At 72.5% G+C, this 15,179-nt stretch carries 11 protein-coding genes, 1 tRNA gene and 1 pseudogene; 6 read left to right on the top strand and 7 right to left on the bottom strand.

Translation table 11 applies throughout. From position 1 onward, the window contains the following. Positions 1-101 precede the first annotated feature (101 nt). Complete coding sequence (locus tag AC3EUJ_RS02605) at positions 102-1,262, top strand: Ig-like domain-containing protein (RefSeq protein WP_431959198.1); 1,161 nt, start codon at positions 102-104, stop codon at positions 1,260-1,262. Positions 1,263-1,272: 10 nt separating this feature from the next. Here AC3EUJ_RS02605 and AC3EUJ_RS02600 read toward each other — a convergent pair whose 3' ends face one another. Then, positions 1,273-3,024 (bottom strand): hypothetical protein, encoded by a 1,752-nt coding sequence (locus AC3EUJ_RS02600; RefSeq protein ID WP_431959197.1) that lies wholly within the window; start codon positions 3,022-3,024, stop codon positions 1,273-1,275. Positions 3,025-3,336: 312 nt separating this feature from the next. Between AC3EUJ_RS02600 and AC3EUJ_RS02595 the strand changes: the two genes are divergently transcribed. The 3 genes from AC3EUJ_RS02595 (at position 3,337) to AC3EUJ_RS02585 (ending at position 6,506) form a co-directional block, all read left to right on the top strand. Continuing rightward, positions 3,337-4,017 (top strand): class I SAM-dependent DNA methyltransferase, encoded by a 681-nt coding sequence (locus tag AC3EUJ_RS02595; protein WP_431959196.1) that lies wholly within the window; start codon positions 3,337-3,339, stop codon positions 4,015-4,017. A 19-nt stretch (positions 4,018-4,036) separates the two neighbouring features. Then, complete coding sequence (locus AC3EUJ_RS02590; protein ID WP_431959195.1) at positions 4,037-5,935, top strand: ATP-binding SpoIIE family protein phosphatase; 1,899 nt, start codon at positions 4,037-4,039, stop codon at positions 5,933-5,935. A 124-nt stretch (positions 5,936-6,059) separates the two neighbouring features. Continuing rightward, positions 6,060-6,506 (top strand): hypothetical protein, encoded by a 447-nt coding sequence (locus AC3EUJ_RS02585; protein WP_431959194.1) that lies wholly within the window; start codon positions 6,060-6,062, stop codon positions 6,504-6,506. Between the two features lie 165 nt (positions 6,507-6,671). Here the strand turns inward: AC3EUJ_RS02585 and AC3EUJ_RS02580 are convergent, their stop codons facing one another. From AC3EUJ_RS02580 to AC3EUJ_RS02570, 3 genes and pseudogenes are all read right to left on the bottom strand, one after another. Further along, positions 6,672-6,881: a GntR family transcriptional regulator gene (locus AC3EUJ_RS02580; RefSeq protein ID WP_431959193.1), complete on the bottom strand. Its 210-nt coding sequence runs from the start codon at positions 6,879-6,881 to the stop codon at positions 6,672-6,674. Positions 6,882-7,038: 157 nt separating this feature from the next. Next, positions 7,039-7,173: pseudogene (locus AC3EUJ_RS02575) on the bottom strand (IS21 family transposase); the annotation flags it as partial. Positions 7,174-7,534: 361 nt separating this feature from the next. After that, on the bottom strand, positions 7,535-8,197 hold the full coding sequence (locus AC3EUJ_RS02570) for a TetR/AcrR family transcriptional regulator (RefSeq protein ID WP_431959192.1): 663 nt from the start codon (positions 8,195-8,197) through the stop codon (positions 7,535-7,537). 298 nt (positions 8,198-8,495) lie between these two features. On the opposite strand from AC3EUJ_RS02570, the gene AC3EUJ_RS02565 reads away from it, so the two are divergent. Further along, a complete protein-coding gene (locus AC3EUJ_RS02565) occupies positions 8,496-9,113 on the top strand; it encodes an ester cyclase (RefSeq protein ID WP_431959190.1) in 618 nt (205 codons plus the stop codon). Between the two features lie 153 nt (positions 9,114-9,266). Continuing rightward, positions 9,267-10,034, top strand: a complete 768-nt coding sequence (locus AC3EUJ_RS02560) for an SDR family NAD(P)-dependent oxidoreductase (RefSeq protein WP_431959189.1) — start codon at positions 9,267-9,269, stop codon at positions 10,032-10,034. Between the two features lie 941 nt (positions 10,035-10,975). Here the strand turns inward: AC3EUJ_RS02560 and AC3EUJ_RS02555 are convergent. The 3 genes from AC3EUJ_RS02555 to AC3EUJ_RS02545 form a co-directional block, all read right to left on the bottom strand. Beyond that, positions 10,976-11,048 (bottom strand) — tRNA-Lys (locus AC3EUJ_RS02555). Between the two features lie 89 nt (positions 11,049-11,137). Further along, positions 11,138-12,664 carry an amino acid permease gene (locus AC3EUJ_RS02550; protein WP_431959188.1) on the bottom strand — a complete coding sequence of 509 codons (1,527 nt, stop codon included), beginning with the start codon at positions 12,662-12,664 and terminating at the stop codon, positions 11,138-11,140. A gap of 358 nt (positions 12,665-13,022) precedes the next feature. Continuing rightward, the gene (locus tag AC3EUJ_RS02545; protein ID WP_431959187.1) at positions 13,023-15,104 is read right to left on the bottom strand and encodes a DEAD/DEAH box helicase; all 2,082 of its coding nucleotides are present in this window, start codon (positions 15,102-15,104) and stop codon (positions 13,023-13,025) included. Positions 15,105-15,179 lie beyond the last annotated feature (75 nt).

Genomic DNA, 15,179 nt, shown 5'->3' with positions numbered 1-15,179 from the left:
CCCCCCGATGGGTCACCCGGCGCGCCGGGACCGGCGGAGATTGCCACATTGGTGACGTCCCGTCAGTACCGGTCGACCATCTCACCCTCGCGGAGCCCGACGTGCGCCCATCCCCCGGACGGCCCGGCCGCCGCCGCCTCGCCCTCGCCCCCGCCCTGCTGGCGGCCGCCACCGTCCTGCTCACCCCGGCCCCGGGCGCGGCCGCCCCGGTCCCCGCCGCCGGCTGCGCCCCGGTCGCCTACGCCGGCACCGGCGCGGCCGGCCGGGGCGGGGACGGCGCCGCCGCCGTCGCGGCCGGCCTGCACGGCCCGGCCGGACTCGCCACCGACACCGCGGGCCGCCTCTACATCGCCGACTCCGCCAACCACGCCGTCCGCCGCGTCACCGCGGGCGCGGAGGGCGCCGCGCCCGTCATCACGACCTTCGCGACCACCGACTTCGCACCGTACGGCCTGGCCGTCGGCCCGGACGGCACGGTCTACGTCTCCGGCGAGGGCAAGGTCGTCTCCGTGGGCGCCGACGGCCGCGGCACGACCACCCTGCTCGCCGAGGCCGGCCGGCACGACGCCGTCGCCGTGGGCGGCGACCGCTCCGTGTACGTCTCGGGCGGCACGGCCGGCGGACTGCGGCGGATCCCACCCGGCGGCAAGGCCCCGGTCCGCTTCTTCCCCGGCGCCACCGTCGGCGCCCTCGCCACCGACCGGGCAGGCAACGTCTACGCCGTCGTGGACGGCCGCGTCCGGCGCATCGACGACGACGGCCGGGTCACCCCCGTACCGGGCGCCGCCCGGGTCGCCACGGGCGACGTCCGCGGACTGGCGGTCACCGAGGACGGCTCCCTCTTCTACCCCTCCCCGCTCGCCCGCACCCCGGGGACGGGCCCCCTGAAGCGCCCCTGGGGCACCGCCCTGGCGCCGGTCGGGCGGCTCTACGTCTCCGACCACGCCGCCCACCGCGTCTACGTCGTCGCCCGGCCCGTCCTCGTACCGGGCCGGCTGCGCGTCACCTCGGGCCCGCACGGCCACGCCACCGGCGACGTCCTCAAGGGCGTCAGGGGCAGCGGGACGACCGTCACCGCCCACAGCGAACCCGAGCGGGGCGTCCTCGTCCAGCAGGCCAACGGCCTCTTCTCCTACACCCCGCGCGAGAACTTCTCCGGCACCGACGCGTTCACCGCGACCATCACCGACGCCTGCGGCAACGCGACGACCCGCACCGTCCTGGTGCGGGTCGTCGCCAAACCACTGCCGCGCGCCGGATGACGCGCGGCCCTCAGCCGCGCGCCTCGGCCACGGCGGCCCCGAGGGCCTCCTTGATGCGCGGGCCCAGCCGGGCGAAGCCCAGCTCCTTCATCGCGGCACGCAGCAGTTCGTCGTCCGACCGCTCCTGGCCGTCGCCGTCGATCCACCGGACCAGCGCGGTCAGTTCCTCCGCCGAGTACGCCGTCACGGCCTTCCCCGGCGTGATCGCCGGCTTCACCGCGGCGGGCTTCGCCTCCCGGGCCTCGGCCACCGGCTCCGGCTCGGCCACCGGCTCCTCAGCGACCGGCTCCACGACCGCCTCAGGCTCCTCGGCAGGAGCCTCCTCAACCACCACAGCCTCAGCCACCGGCTCCGGCTCGGCCACCGGCTCCGGCTCCGGCTCCGGCTCGGCCACCGGCTCCGGCTCCTCAGCGACCGGCTCCACGACCGCCTCAGGCTCCTCGGCAGGAGCCTCCTCAACCACCACAGCCTCGGCCACCGGCTCCGGCTCGGCCACCGGCTCCTCAGCGACCGGCTCCACGACCGCCTCAGGCTCCTCGGCAGGAGCACCCTCAACCACCACAGCCTCAGCCACCGGCTCCGGCTCCTCAGCGACCGGCTCCACGACCGCCTCAGGCTCAACCTCGGCAGGCGCGGCCTCGGGCTCGGGCTCGGGCTCCGCAGCAGCGGCCTCCTCGGCGACCGGCTCCGCCACGACCTCGACGGGCGCGGCCTCGGCGACCGCCTCCGCCTCTGCCTCCGTAGTCGCAAGTGCCTCGACCACCGCGGCCTCGGCAACGGCCTCCGCGGGCGCGGCCTCCGCCTCCGCCTCCGCCTCCGCCTCCGCGGGAACCCCCTCCGTCGCTTCCGACGTGGTGCGCGGTTCGGGGACGACGGGGGTCTCCGGCTCGCCCAGCAGAGCGACGACCTCGGCCGTGTCCGCCCGGCGCTCCGTCAGCTCCGCGAGCACCCCGGCGAGGCCCTGCGCCTCCAGGCGGTCTCGGGTGGCCTTGAGGTTGGGCAGCCGGTACAGCGTGCCCTCGTCCGCGGCAAGGCGGTCGAGGAGCTCCGCGAGCTCCTCGAAGGGCAGGGTGTCCAGCGCGGCCTCGGGACGCAGGAGGCGGCCCAGTTCGGTGAGCCCGGTGACGGCGGCCTCGGCGGCGCGGGAGGCGTCGTCGAGGAAGTCCGCGTCCGCCGGGACGGCCGGGCGGCCGGCGCCGCCGAGGGCGGCCCAGTCGGTGCGCTCGGAGGCCGCGGAGGCCAGGGCGGTGTGCACGGCGTCGCGCCGCGGCCGCCCGGTGGCCAGCCCGCGGATGCGTCCCCGCAGCGACCGGCGGCGCAGCCAGGCGACCTTCACACCGCGGTCCCGGCGCCAGGCGCCGCTCGCGGTGGCGGCGACGAGCTCGTCCAGCTCGGTCTCGGCCACGTCGTAGACGTCGGCGCTCAGCGTGCGCAGCGTCAGCCGGACCCGCAGCAGCAGCGCCATGGCCCGGCCGGCCTCGGCCACCGTGCGGGGGGCGTCGATGCCCAGGGCCTCGGCCTCCTCCAGGCGGAGCGCGGCGGAGCGCAGCGCGGGCAGGTCACGGCCGCGCAGCTCCGCGAGGAGGGTGGAGGCGGCGCGGGCCTCCTCCGGGCCGGCGACGGTGTCCACGGCGGCGTACCAGGCGTGGGTTTCGGTCGTCAGCGTGAAGCCGCCGAGCTCCGCGTAGGCGCGCAGGTCGTCGCGCGCCTCCGCGGGGAGGGAGGCGATGTCGGCGGTGCTGTGCAAGGAGGGTGCGGTCATATGAGGTCCGGTTCCTGGCAAGTGCGGTGGGCGTCGGCGGCGTACGCGCGGCGGATCGGCCCCGGGCCGGGCCGGGGTGCTCGCGGTGGCCCCACGATACGGGCGCGGCACAGCCCGGCGCACGTGCCCCGTCCGTAACGGTGGGCACGGCAGTCCCACACCTGCACACAGAGAGATGGGCCGGATGCCCCATGTGACCCCGGTGTCGTTCCGGGACTCCTGCGACTCCCGCGCGCAGTGGGACAGATTCCATCAAGAGGCGACAAAAGAACGCTATGGGATAATTGGAAGTGGACACGAAAGGGATTTTTCGTGATCGACAAGACCGTGTGGGGCGGTTACCAGAGTGGCCGGCCTGACCGGAGCGGCCAGGCCGAGGCATTCGACGCCATCGGCGACCGGTACGACGAGGCCTTCCCGCACAAGGAGGGGCAGTCCTCCGCCGGCCTGTGGCTCGTGGACACCCTGCCGCGCGGGTCCCGCGTGCTGGACCTCGGCTGCGGCACCGGACTCCCCACCGCCCGGCAGTTGAGCGACGCGGCATTCGACGTCGTCGGGATCGACCTGTCCGAGGGCATGCTCGAACTGGCCCGGACCTACGTCCCCGACGCCACCTTCCACCAGCTCGACATCGCCGACCTGCGTCCCGGCGGCCCGGTCTCGCTGGGCCGCTTCGACGCCGTCGCGGCCTTCTTCTCGCTGCTGATGCTGCCGCGCGCCGAGATCCCGCACGCCCTCCGCACGATTCACCATCTGCTGGTCCCGGGCGGGCTGTTCGCCCTGTCGATGGTGGAGGCCGACGTGGACGACTTCGCCATCCCGTTCCTCGGCTGCACCATCCGCGTCTCCGGCTACCTCCGGGAGGATTTGCTGCACGTCATCGAGTCGGGCGGCTTCGAGATCGTCAAGGAGTTCTCGTACACCTACGCCCCGGCCTTCAGCGACGTACCGCCGGAGGAACAGGTCTTCCTCTGCTGCCGGCGACTCGACTGAGGCGGGACGGGACCAGGACGTGGCGCGGCACCGCACCCCAGACGAAGACCCCGGCGGGACCGGGGGCATCGCGGAACCGCAGGCGCGACAGCCCCTGTGGCCCCGTGATGCCGAGGCGCCCCGCGGGCCCGGGCAGCCGCAGACCGACCGGCTCCGCTACCTCGACGCGGCGACCCGGCGCATCGCCGCCGGCATGGACCTGGACGAGACCCTGCGCGAGCTGGACACGGCGGCCGTCCCCGCCTTCGCCGACGCGATCTTCGTCCATCTGCACGACCCGCTGCTGACCGGGGAGGAGACGGAGGACCGGGACACCGTGGATCCCGTCGTCCTGCACCTGCACCCCACGCGGCGGCGCGCCACGGAGCGGCCACCCCCGGGGCTGCCGTCGCCGGACGCGGAGGCCACCGCGCCCGAGCCGCCGCAGATCGCGCTGCGGTGCGTCAACCGCCCCGGGCCGCAGGGGGTGTCGGAATGCGTACGGCTCAGCACCACGGGCCGGCTCACCCGGTTGCTGCGGGAGGGCCGCCCGGTCTTCGGCGACGCCCCCGGCATCGCCCCCGCCACCAGGGAGCTGCTCGGCCCGGTGGCCGGCCCGCCCGGCACGCTGCCGCCCGGCCGCCGCCTGATCATCGCCCCGCTGCACGGCCGCAACCGCCTGATGGGCACCCTCTCCCTGTTGCGCCACCCCGAACGCGCGCCCTTCACCGCCGACGACCTCCTCGTCGCCTCGCAACTCGCGACGCACACCGCGCTCGGCGCCCACAAGGCCCTGATGTACGGCCACGAGGCCTCCGTCGCCGACGCGCTGCAGCGCACCATGCTCCCGGCCTCCCTCCCCGAGCCCACCGGCGTCCGGCTGGCCAGCCGCTACCTGCCCGCCTCCGAGACCGCGCGGGTGGGTGGCGACTGGTACGACGCCATCCCGCTGCCCGGCAGCCGCGTCGCGCTCGTCGTGGGCGACGTGATGGGCCACTCGATGACCTCCGCCGCGATCATGGGCCAGTTGCGCACCAGCGTGCAGGCCCTCGCCGGGCTCGACCTGCCCCCGGACGAGGTCCTGCACCACCTCGACGAACAGGCCCAGCGGCTCGGCATCGAGCACATCGCCACCTGCCTGTACGCGGTCTACGACCCCATATCGCACCGGCTGCTGATCGCCAACGCCGGCCATCTGCCGCCGGTCGTCCTGCTCCCCGGCGGCAAGGGCGAGGTGCTGCCCGTGCCGGCGGGCGCGCCGATCGGCGTCGGCGACGTCGACTTCGAGACCGTCGAGATGCCCGCCCCCATCGGGGCCACGCTGTTCCTCTACACCGACGGGCTGGTCGAATCCCGCGGCCACGACATCTGGACCGGGATCGAGAACCTGCTCGCCCGCGTCCAGACCCCCGGCCATGACCTCCTCCCGCCGCCCCTGGAGGCCTTGTGCGACCAGGCGCTCGGCGACCTCGGCCCCGGCGGCTCCCGGGACGACGACATCGCGCTGCTCGCCGCCCGCTGCGAGGGCTTCCCGACGCACAGCGTCGCCTACTGGTACCTCGCCCCGCAGCCCGAGACGGCCTGCCACGCCCGTCGCCTCACCCGCCGCGCCCTGCACCGCTGGGGCCTCGACCCGATGCTGGAGACGACCGAACTGCTCGTCAGCGAGGTCGTCACCAACGCCGTCCGCTTCGCCTCGCGCCCCATCACCCTGCGCCTGCTGTGCACCGACGTACTGCGCTGCGAGGTCGGCGACGACTCCCCCCTGGTCCCGCGGGTACGCCGGGCCGGAGCGGAGGACGAGAACGGCCGCGGCCTGTACGTCGTCGACCGCCTCGCCGCCCACTGGGGCGCCCGCCGTCTGGGCACGGGCAAGGTCGTCTGGTTCGAACTCCCCATCCCCGACGAGGCCCGCCGTTGCGGCGCGACCCCGGCGTAGCGGCCCCCGGGACCCTGCCCGTCCGTCACCACCACCCCGGGGGCGAGGGCTTGCCCGGCATGTCACACCCCTGCCGCAGGCCGCCTCCACCACCCAAGGCGGGGCATATGGCCATAATCCCGACATGCGCACACACATCGCCGCAAGCACTCTGCTGCTCGCTGTCACGGGCGTGACCCTCAGCGGCTGCAGCTCCTCCAAGGACACCGCCGCCACGGCACCCGAGACCGCCGTGTCGTCCGCGTCCGCGGTGTCCCAGGACGACCCCGAGAAGGCCCTGACCGACGCGGGGATCCCGTCCTCGGTCCCGTCCTCGCTCCCGGCCTCCCCCACGGGGGCCGAGCGGGCCGCACTCATCGCGGCCCTGCAGGCCGTCAACCCCGACTTCGCCAAGGACCCCGACAAGGCCATCGACGCCGCCCGCAAGCTGTGCGGCGCCATCAACAGCAACAGCCCCCAGGCGGACGCGGAGGCAGCCAGGAGCTTCACGTACCACGGCAACGAACTCACCGAAGCCCAGGGCAAGGCCATCAACGACGCCCTGAAGCGCCTCAAGTTCTGCGACGGCTGACGCCACCGTCCGCCCCCCGAACGCCGCGGGCCCCCGTCCGGATGCACTCCGCCGGAGGCCCGCGGCAGGAACCGTCCATCTGTCGCCGCCGCGCTGTCGCTGGACATGACGAAGGTCTTCGGCGACCCGAGCAGCACGTGTCGGGCAGGGGGCGCTTTCGCGCATTCAGGCCCCGGACGGCTTGGGCAGCTCGGTCACGAAGGTGCCCAGCCCCGGGTACATGACGGCGAGGCCGTCGTCGCGCAGTTGGCGCAGCACCTTCTGCCCCGTCGCCACCGCGATCCCGAACTCCTGTTGCAGCTCCATCAGAGACGGCAGCCGGCCGCCGGGCGGGTATGTGCCGTCCGCGATGCGCTCCTCCATGAGCGCGTACACCTGCCGCCACCCCGCCGAACCGCTGATCGTCCTGACGCCCCGCTGCGGCTGCTCCTGCCACGGGGGTGCCCGATGACAGCCGGAAGCAGCGGAGAGCGCGTCACAGGCACGTGTGCGCGCTGCCAGAAGCACACCGAGGACGGCCGGTCCTGCCTGGTGGCGGTTCGTCGCTCGCCACAGCCCGCCGCATGGTGTTCCGGACGATCCCCAGATGCCGCGCGATCCCCTTGATCGACATGCCCTCCGCGCGGTGGAGCCGACGGGTCTCAACCCAGTCCTCCACACCGATCACCTCTTCCACCTGACCCCCATGGAGCCAGACTGATCACTCGATCACGGGAGGGGTCACTTTTCATCGACCGATAGGGGTCACGGTTCACGGAACGGTGACAGGCGCTCTGTGCGTCGCCGTTTCATCGACCACCTCGAGGGCTTGGGCCTCAAGGCGCGGGCCGCGGCAATGCAAAGGATCTCCTCGTAACGCCGAGGACATCGGTGCGTGATCATTGTCCGCCTGGGGCCAGCAAGCCCTCAGGCGGTCGGCCAGCTCCCAGGCCATGCGCGCGGGCCGAGATGACGGCGTGCGGGTGGGATACACCGGCTGGTGCCGACGGGCGCGTCGCACCTCCGCCGGGGCGAGCGAGAGGTGATGGTCATTGGCGTGGTGGAAGCAAGCCGTGCAGGACGACTGCAGAGAGCGCGTCGGCCATGGCGTCCCTGTCGTGCTCCGCTGTCGGCAGGTTGTCGGGGCTGAGCCGGTCGGCGACCGGATCTTGTGCAAGGGCGAGAGCGGGGCCCGTGACGGCGAAGTAAAGGATGTGGGCTGGGACGCCGGGAATGCGGCCAGCCTCGATGAGGCTGGCGACGGTCGGTTCGATGCTGTCCCAGAACGGCTTGATGAACTGCTGATGCAGGTAGTCCAAGCGGCTTGAGTCCCGGGACGATTCGTCGGTCAGCAACCGGTTCATGGCGGAGTCGTTGGCGGCGAGCCGGTAGAGGTGGACGATGACGCTCCTCAGGCGTTCGTCGTCGTCGCGGCACCCTGCCAGGAGCCGGTCGAGCGCCGGCTGGGCGTCGCGCAGCGCAAAGTCCACGACCGCGCGCCAGAAATCGTGCTTCGACCCGTATCGCTCGTGGATGAAGTTGTGGCTCACGCCGAGCCGCCGGGCCAGTTCCCGCATCGTGGTGCCGGCGTAGCCGAGCTCGGCGAAGGTGTCCAAGCCTCGCCGGAGGATCTCGCTCTCGTGCATCTGGACGGGGGCATACTTGCCGCGGGCCGTCGCCGCCAAAGTCTGTCGCGGTGTTCCGTCGGTCACTCTGGCATCGCTCCGTTCGGCGCCGGCTGGCCTGACGTCGTCGGCGCCTCCTCGCCGGTCAAGGTGCTCACGCCCTCCAGGACTGGCGCATCGTTGCAGGTCACTGGAATGTCGACGTCGAATCACCGGGTTGCGCGGCGAAGCGGTCGCTGACGTTCCCAGTCTTCCATGCGGTGCTCTCCCGTTTCGCCCCAGGGCTTGCCTGCCCGAAGTTGCTTGACGGTTGTCAAGCTTCGAAGGATGCTTGACGTGTCAATCATTCCGCGTCGGGCACCGATGCTTACCTGAGGAGTGCTCCATGTTCTTCAGCAAGGCCCCTGAGACCGCGAACGTCCCCACCGCTTCCACCTTCATGCGGCGCAGGAAGGCGATCGGCACCATGACCGGCCTCGCGGTGGCCGCCGCCGTGGCCTCCGCGGCCGTCCCGGCCGCCGCGCAGAGCCAGGCACCGCACGCCGCCTCGACCGGCCATGCGGCCCATCACCACTACCTGTCGCCACTGCAGGTCACCTCGGCCTACTACGCCAGCTACAACGGCGACCTGGCCGCCGGCTTCGACCGCTACATCTCCAAGGACCTGGTCCTGCACGGCTTCAACGGGCCAGAGCGGCGCGAGGATTGGATCAAGGGCGACCTCGACATCAAGGCCGGCCTCACCGGCTTCAAGATGACCGTCCTGGACCAGATCGTCGAGGGCGACAAGGTGGTCACCCGCTGGAGCTTCGGCGGCCGGCACACCGGGACCATCTTCGGCATCCCCGCCTCAGGTCGTGAGGTCCAGCTCAGCGGCATCTCCATCGACCGCGTCATACACGGCCAGTCCGTCGAGCACTGGTCCGAGGGCAACTTCGGCGTGTTCCTTGACGAACTGCGCGGCGAGACCCCTCCCGGCACCGTGCACCCCAGCACCAACTAGCGCCGCCGCGCCCCGGCTCCGTCGAAGGGCGCCGACCGAGGCGCATTCACGGCACCCCGGGTGCACCGCTCACCCGGTGCACCCGGGGACCGCCCGGCGGACACCACCGCAACACAACCCGTTCACCGCATTCATCTGGCAGGAGAGAGTCCCATGGCACCCCTTCTCGACGGCAAAGTCGTACTGATCACCGGCACCGGCGGCGGCATGGGCCGCGTCGCGGCGCAGGTATTCGCAAGAGAGGGCGCGAAGGTCGTGGGTGCGGACATCCACACAGACGCCAACGAGGAAACCGCCGAACTCGTACGCCGCATCGGAGGCGAGATGACGGGCATCGCACCCATCGACCTCACCGACCCCGAGCAGGCGCGCCACCTCGTCGAAGACGCCGCACGCGCCTACGGCGGGCTCGACGTCATCTACAACAACGCCGCCTCACTGCGCTTCGGCCCACTGCCCGACTTCTCGGTCGAGGACTGGCACACCACCATCACCGGCGAGCTCGACATCCCCTTCTTCGTATCCGAGTTCGCCTGGCCGCACCTGGTCCGCCGCGGCGGCGGCGTCATCATCAACGTCGCCTCCATGGCCGGCATGATCGCCGGAGCGAACCCCCCGATGGTCGGGCACACCGCCGCCAACGCCGGCGTCATCGGCATGACACGGCAACTCGCCCTCGAGGGCGCACCGCACGGCATCCGTGCAGTGGCGATCAGCCCCGGCCCCGTCCTGACCCCCGCCAGCGACCGCGACCTCGGAAACGACCAGGCAGCCCGCGACGCGATCACCAGCAAGACCCTCCTCAAGCGCTTCGCCCGGCCGGAGGAGATCGTCGAACTGGCCGCCTTCCTCGCCTCCGACCGGGCCTCGTACATCACCGGCGCGAACTACGCGGTCGACGGCGGCGCCAGCGCCTGGTGACAAAAACCACCCCGCCCGGCAAACGGAAAGTCCGGGGGAGAACTGGGTGCCCGCTGCTGAGGATGGCACGCGTAGTTCGCGGCGCGGCGTTCACACCGATGCGACCTGAGCAGATGAAGTCGTGGGGGCCGGGGTGTGCGGCTGGCTGGGCGGGGGCCCGCGGCTGACAGCGCCGGGCAGTAGGGGGCCCCGCCGCGGCAGACAGGCCAGCGCGTTCGGCGGGGCCGGATTGGGGTTCGTTCAGCCTTTCATCCTGCCAGCAGGTCGGCCGCTGCGCTGGGCCTCTGGCTCCCCGGTGCTGTCCGGGCGGGTCGGCGGGCAGCAGGGGCGCCCGCGCAGGTTCCAGCCAGTGCCGGTGCAGTCCTCTGGGACCGGCTAGGGCCCTCCTCGTCTGTGACGCTGAACTGGTGGCCCTGGCCGCAGTCGCATTCGTGGATGCCGCCGACCGGTACTTTCTCGCCGGGGCGATGCATGCGGGTCTTCTCGTCCGTGATGTCCTCCTCGCCGAGCCATTGGGGAGGGGCCCCGATCTGTGCTCATGATCTGTGAACGTGGCGCCGTGGCGAGCCGGGGCCCGTCGAGGGCGGTGGCCACTCGAAGGAGTGAGCGCGCCCGGCCGGGGTGGGCTGCTCCCTCCCGCCCGCCCTACAGTCGAACACGTGCGCGGTTGCCGCGATGCGGGGGAGGTGCCACCCCGGCGACCCGGGGATGGCGCCGAGCCGGTCGCTGTCACCGAGACCCGGCCCGTGCGTGCTCGAAGAGAAGACGCCAGCGACGCGCTGACAGGCGCCCACGGACGGCCGTCCCCGGGCCGCGCGCGGTACCCGAGCGCTCCGCGTGGCACCTGACGAACCGCGCAATTCGGGGGAGCACGGGGGGAGCTAGCGATCCCCGAACGCCTGAGGCCCAGGTCGGAACGTGTCTGACCTGGGCCTCTTCCGTAGGCCGTGTGGGACTCGAACCCACAACCAATGGATTAAAAGTCCACTGCTCTGCCAATTGAGCTAACGGCCCGCACCCCGCAGCATAGCCGGACGGCGGCCGTGGCTCCGAGCGCATTCGGCCCGTGCGGCGCGGCCGCCGCCGGCGAAGGGGCGGGGCGGTCAGCCCGGAGTGTCGGCCGGGGCGGGGGCGGGGAGGTCGGCGGAGGCGGGGCCCCGGTCGCGGAGGAACCAGTGGCGGGCGGAGACGAACCACCATGTCGCGGCGAAACCCAGGACGACCAGGACGGCGATCGGCGCGTAGTTGAAGGTGTTCACCGTGACCGGGCTGACCTGCGGCAGCATGAAGAGCACCGTGATGAAGACGACCCAGGAAACGGCGATGACGCCGATCGGACGGGACCAGCGGCCGAGGTGCCAGGGGCCGCGCTCGAAGTCCTCGCCCTTCCCGAGGCGCAGGAAGGTCGGTATGACGTACGCGATGTAGAGGCCGATGACCGCGATGGAGGTCACGGCGGCGTACGCCGTCAGGTTGATCAGGTACGGCAGGCCCAGGACGAGCGCGCCGAGCGCGGCCAGCCAGACGGCGTTGGTGGGCGTCCTGGTTCGCGGGTTGATGCGGTGCCAGACCGCGGAGAAGGGCAGCGCCCCGTCGCGCGAGAAGGCGTAGATCATGCGGCTGTTGGCGGTGACGGAGGCCATCCCGCAGAAGAGCTGGGCGCCGATGACGACGAGCAGCAGGAGCTTGCCGCCGACGTCGCCGAGGCCGTCGATGAGGATCTGCGCCGGGGGCACGCCGGTCGGCGTGCCGAGGACGTCGTCGTAGGACCGGATCGCGTACGTGAAGCCGAGCAGCAGCACGAAGCCCGCGATCCAGGAGATCCAGATGGACCGGACGATGCCGCGCGGCCCTGCGGTGGCGGCGTCGTGGGTCTCCTCGGTCATGTGCGCGGACGCGTCGTAGCCGGTGAAGGTGTACTGCGCCATCAGCAGGCCGAGCAGGACCACGTAGAAGCTGCTGCCCCAGCCGGTGTTGTTGACGAAGTGGGTGAAGACGAACGACGTCGACTGGTGCCGGTCCGGCACGAAGGCGAGCGCGCCGACGATCAGGCCGACGCCGAGCACGTGCCACCAGACGCTGATGTCGTTGAGGAGCGCGACGATGCGCACGCCGAAGGTGTTGAGCAGCCCGTGCAGCACCAGGATCGCGGCGAACAGGACGATCGTGTGGCCCGGGGTGCTGCTGAAGCCGAACTGCAGGTCCAGGTAGGCGTTGAGGAAACTCGCGGCGCCGAAGTCGATGCCGGCGGTGACGGCGACCTGGCCGAGCACGTTGAACCAGCCCGCGAACCAGGCCCACGCGGCGGCGCCGCGCGGCGGGGCGAGCCGGTGGGCCCAGTAGTACAGCCCGGCGGAGGTGGGGTACGCGGAGCAGATCTCGGCCATCGCCAGGCCGACGACCAGCGTCATGAGCCCGACGGCCAGCCAGCCCCAGGTGATCACGGCGGGGCCGCCGGTGTTCATGCCGAAGGCGTAGAGGGTCAGGCAGCCGGAGAGGACCGAGATGATGGTGAAGGAGACCGCGAAGTTGGAGAACGCGGACATCCGGCGGGCCAGCACCTGGGTGTAGCCGAGCTGGCGGAGGCGTTCCTCGTCGGAGACGCTGGGCACGGACGGCGGATTTGTCATGCCCCCAGCGATTCCCCGGCAGAGGGCACGGCATGCGTCACGTCCTGTCCGGAAGTGGACGGAAACTCCCGTGACCGGGATCACAAGCGCCGTACGGCTGCTGGGCCGCGCCGCGATCACCCGGCGTGATCACCGTGCCCGACGCGGTGGACGCCACGGGCCGCCACGGCGTGGCGGTCGCGCGGGCGCACGACGGCGAGCGCGCCCTCCTGCTGGAGGACGGTTTCTTCGCAGACGGCATCGTCGACCGCGGCCGCCGAGGCTCCCCCCGGCCAGGTGCCAGGCGAGCCGAACGAACGCCGAGAGCCCGGCAGCGAAGTGCTGCCGGGCTCTCGTTCGTTCAGCTGTTCAGCGGGCGTCAGCCGTTGCGCTTCCAGCGCGGCTTGTCCGTGCGGCGGTCGAAGCCGCCGGGGCGGTGGTGGTCGTCACGACGGCCGTACGGGCGGCGGTCGTTGGCGTCACGGTCGCGGTTGAACCCCGGGCGGTCGTCGCGGCGGTCCCGGTTGAAGGGGCGGTCGCCACCGAAGTGGCGGTCACGGGACTCGTGCGGGCGCGCCGGGCGCTCGTCACGCCGGTCGTACGAACGCGCCGGGCGCTCGTCACGGCGGTCGAAACCGCGGTCACGGTCACGGTCGCGGTTGAACGAGGGGCGGTCGTCACGACGGTCCCGGTTGTACGACGGGCGGTCGTCACGACGGTCCCGGTTGTACGACGGGCGGTCGTCACGACGGTCCCGGTTGAACGAGGGGCGGTCGTCACGGCGGTCCCGGTTGTACGACGGGCGGTCGTCACGGCGCTCGTATCCGCGGTCACCGCGATCACCCCGGTCACCCCGGTCACCGCGGTCCCGGTTGTACGACGGGCGGTCGTCACGGCGGCGCTCGTAGTTGCCCCGGTCGTCGCGGCGCTGGAACGTGCGCTGCTCCGGTGCGGACGCCTCCGCGGCCGGGGCGGGGACGGTCGCCGCGGCGGCGGCCTCGGCGGCCTCGGCCTGGGCGGCGGCCACGGCGGCCTCCGGGTCCTCGCCGCGCTCACGGGCGGCACGGGCGGTGAGGCGGTCGGCCTCCTCGCGCAGTTCGGCGGCCCGCCGCTGCGCGCGCTCCAGGGACTTGGTGAGGTCGGCGACCTCGCGCTCGGCCTGCTGGGCGGCGTTGCCCGCCGCGTCCGCCTGCACCTCCGTCAGCGACCGGGCTCCGGTGATCTTGGCGACGTCCTCGTCGAACGCCCCGGCCCCGCCGACGACGTGACGCGAGGCGTCGACGCCCGCGTCCTCCATCAGCCGGAAGATCTGCTTGCGCTGGTGCGGCAGGGCGAGCGAGACGACCGTGCCGGACTGGCCGGCGCGGGCGGTGCGGCCCGAGCGGTGCAGGTAGTCCTTGTGGTCGCCGGCCGGGTCCACGTTGAGGACGAGGTCGATGCCGTCCACGTGGATGCCGCGGGCCGCGACGTCGGTGGCGACGAGGACGTTGACGTAACCGTCCTTGAAGTCCGCCAGGGTGCGGGTGCGGGCGCCCTGGGTCATGCCGCCGTGCAGGGCGTCGGCCTTGACGCCCGCGTCACGCAGCTGCTCGGCGACCCGGTCGGCACCCATCTGGGTGCGGACGAAGATGATCGTGCGGCCCTTGCGGGCGGCGATGGCGGCGGTGACCGGGGCCTTGTCCTTCGGCTTCACGACCAGGACGTGGTGGGTCATCGTGGTGACCGCGCCCGCCGAGGGGTCGACCTCGTGCGTGATCGGGTCCTTCAGGTACCGCTTGACCAGGGTGTCGATCTCGTTCTCCAGCGTGGCGGAGAACAGCAGCCGCTGACCGCCGGCCGGGACCAGGTCGAGGATCTCGGTGACCTCGGGCAGGAAGCCCATGTCGGCCATCTGGTCGGCCTCGTCGAGGACGGCGATCTGCACCTGGTCCAGCGCGCAGGCGCCGCGCTCGATCAGGTCGCGCAGCCGGCCCGGGGTGGCGACGAGGATGTCGACACCGCGCTCCAGGGCGTAGATCTGGTTCTGCATGGAGGTGCCGCCGCAGACGACCTTCATCTTCAGGCCGAGCACGTCGCCGTACGGCTGCAGGGCGTCCGCGACCTGCATCGCCAGCTCGCGGGTCGGGGTGAGGATCACGCCCCGCGGGCGCTTGCGCTCGGTGCGGCCCTCGGCCAGGGAGGTGAGCAGCGGCAGACCGAAGGAGAGGGTCTTGCCGGAGCCGGTGCGGCCGCGGCCGAGGATGTCGCTGCCGGCCAGGGCGTCGGGGATCGTCGCCGCCTGGATCGGGAAGGGGGTGGTGACCCCGTTCTGCGCCAGCTTGCGGACGATCGCCTCGGGAAGGCCGAGGTCGCCGAAGGTCACGGTGGGGGTCTCGGGAGCGGTGTGCTCCTCGGTGACGGTCTCGTCGGTGCCGTCGGTGTCGATGGGCATGGCGGAACGGTCGGCAGTGTCAATAGACATGCTGAAGCTAAAACCTCTCGGAGATTTCGGCACGCGCCAGCTCCGGAGGTTGCTTACAACCGCCTCGATGCGGTC

It is taken from the genome of Actinacidiphila sp. bgisy160 (genome assembly GCF_057707815.1).
Note: the sequence above shows the minus strand (reverse complement) of the source record. Positions and strands in the feature narration are given on the sequence as shown.

What these genes read in the sequence shown, in the direction of transcription:
- AC3EUJ_RS02565 (WP_431959190.1), top strand. Translation starts at nt 8,496, where the DNA reads ATGTTCTTCAGCAAGGCCCCTGAGACCGCGAACGTCCCCACCGCTTCC.
- AC3EUJ_RS02560 (WP_431959189.1), top strand. Translation starts at nt 9,267, where the DNA reads ATGGCACCCCTTCTCGACGGCAAAGTCGTACTGATCACCGGCACCGGC.
- AC3EUJ_RS02550 (WP_431959188.1), bottom strand. Translation starts at nt 12,664, where the DNA reads ATGACAAATCCGCCGTCCGTGCCCAGCGTCTCCGACGAGGAACGCCTC.
- AC3EUJ_RS02600 (WP_431959197.1), bottom strand. Translation starts at nt 3,024, where the DNA reads ATGACCGCACCCTCCTTGCACAGCACCGCCGACATCGCCTCCCTCCCC.
- AC3EUJ_RS02585 (WP_431959194.1), top strand. Translation starts at nt 6,060, where the DNA reads ATGCGCACACACATCGCCGCAAGCACTCTGCTGCTCGCTGTCACGGGC.
- AC3EUJ_RS02545 (WP_431959187.1), bottom strand. Translation starts at nt 15,104, where the DNA reads ATGTCTATTGACACTGCCGACCGTTCCGCCATGCCCATCGACACCGAC.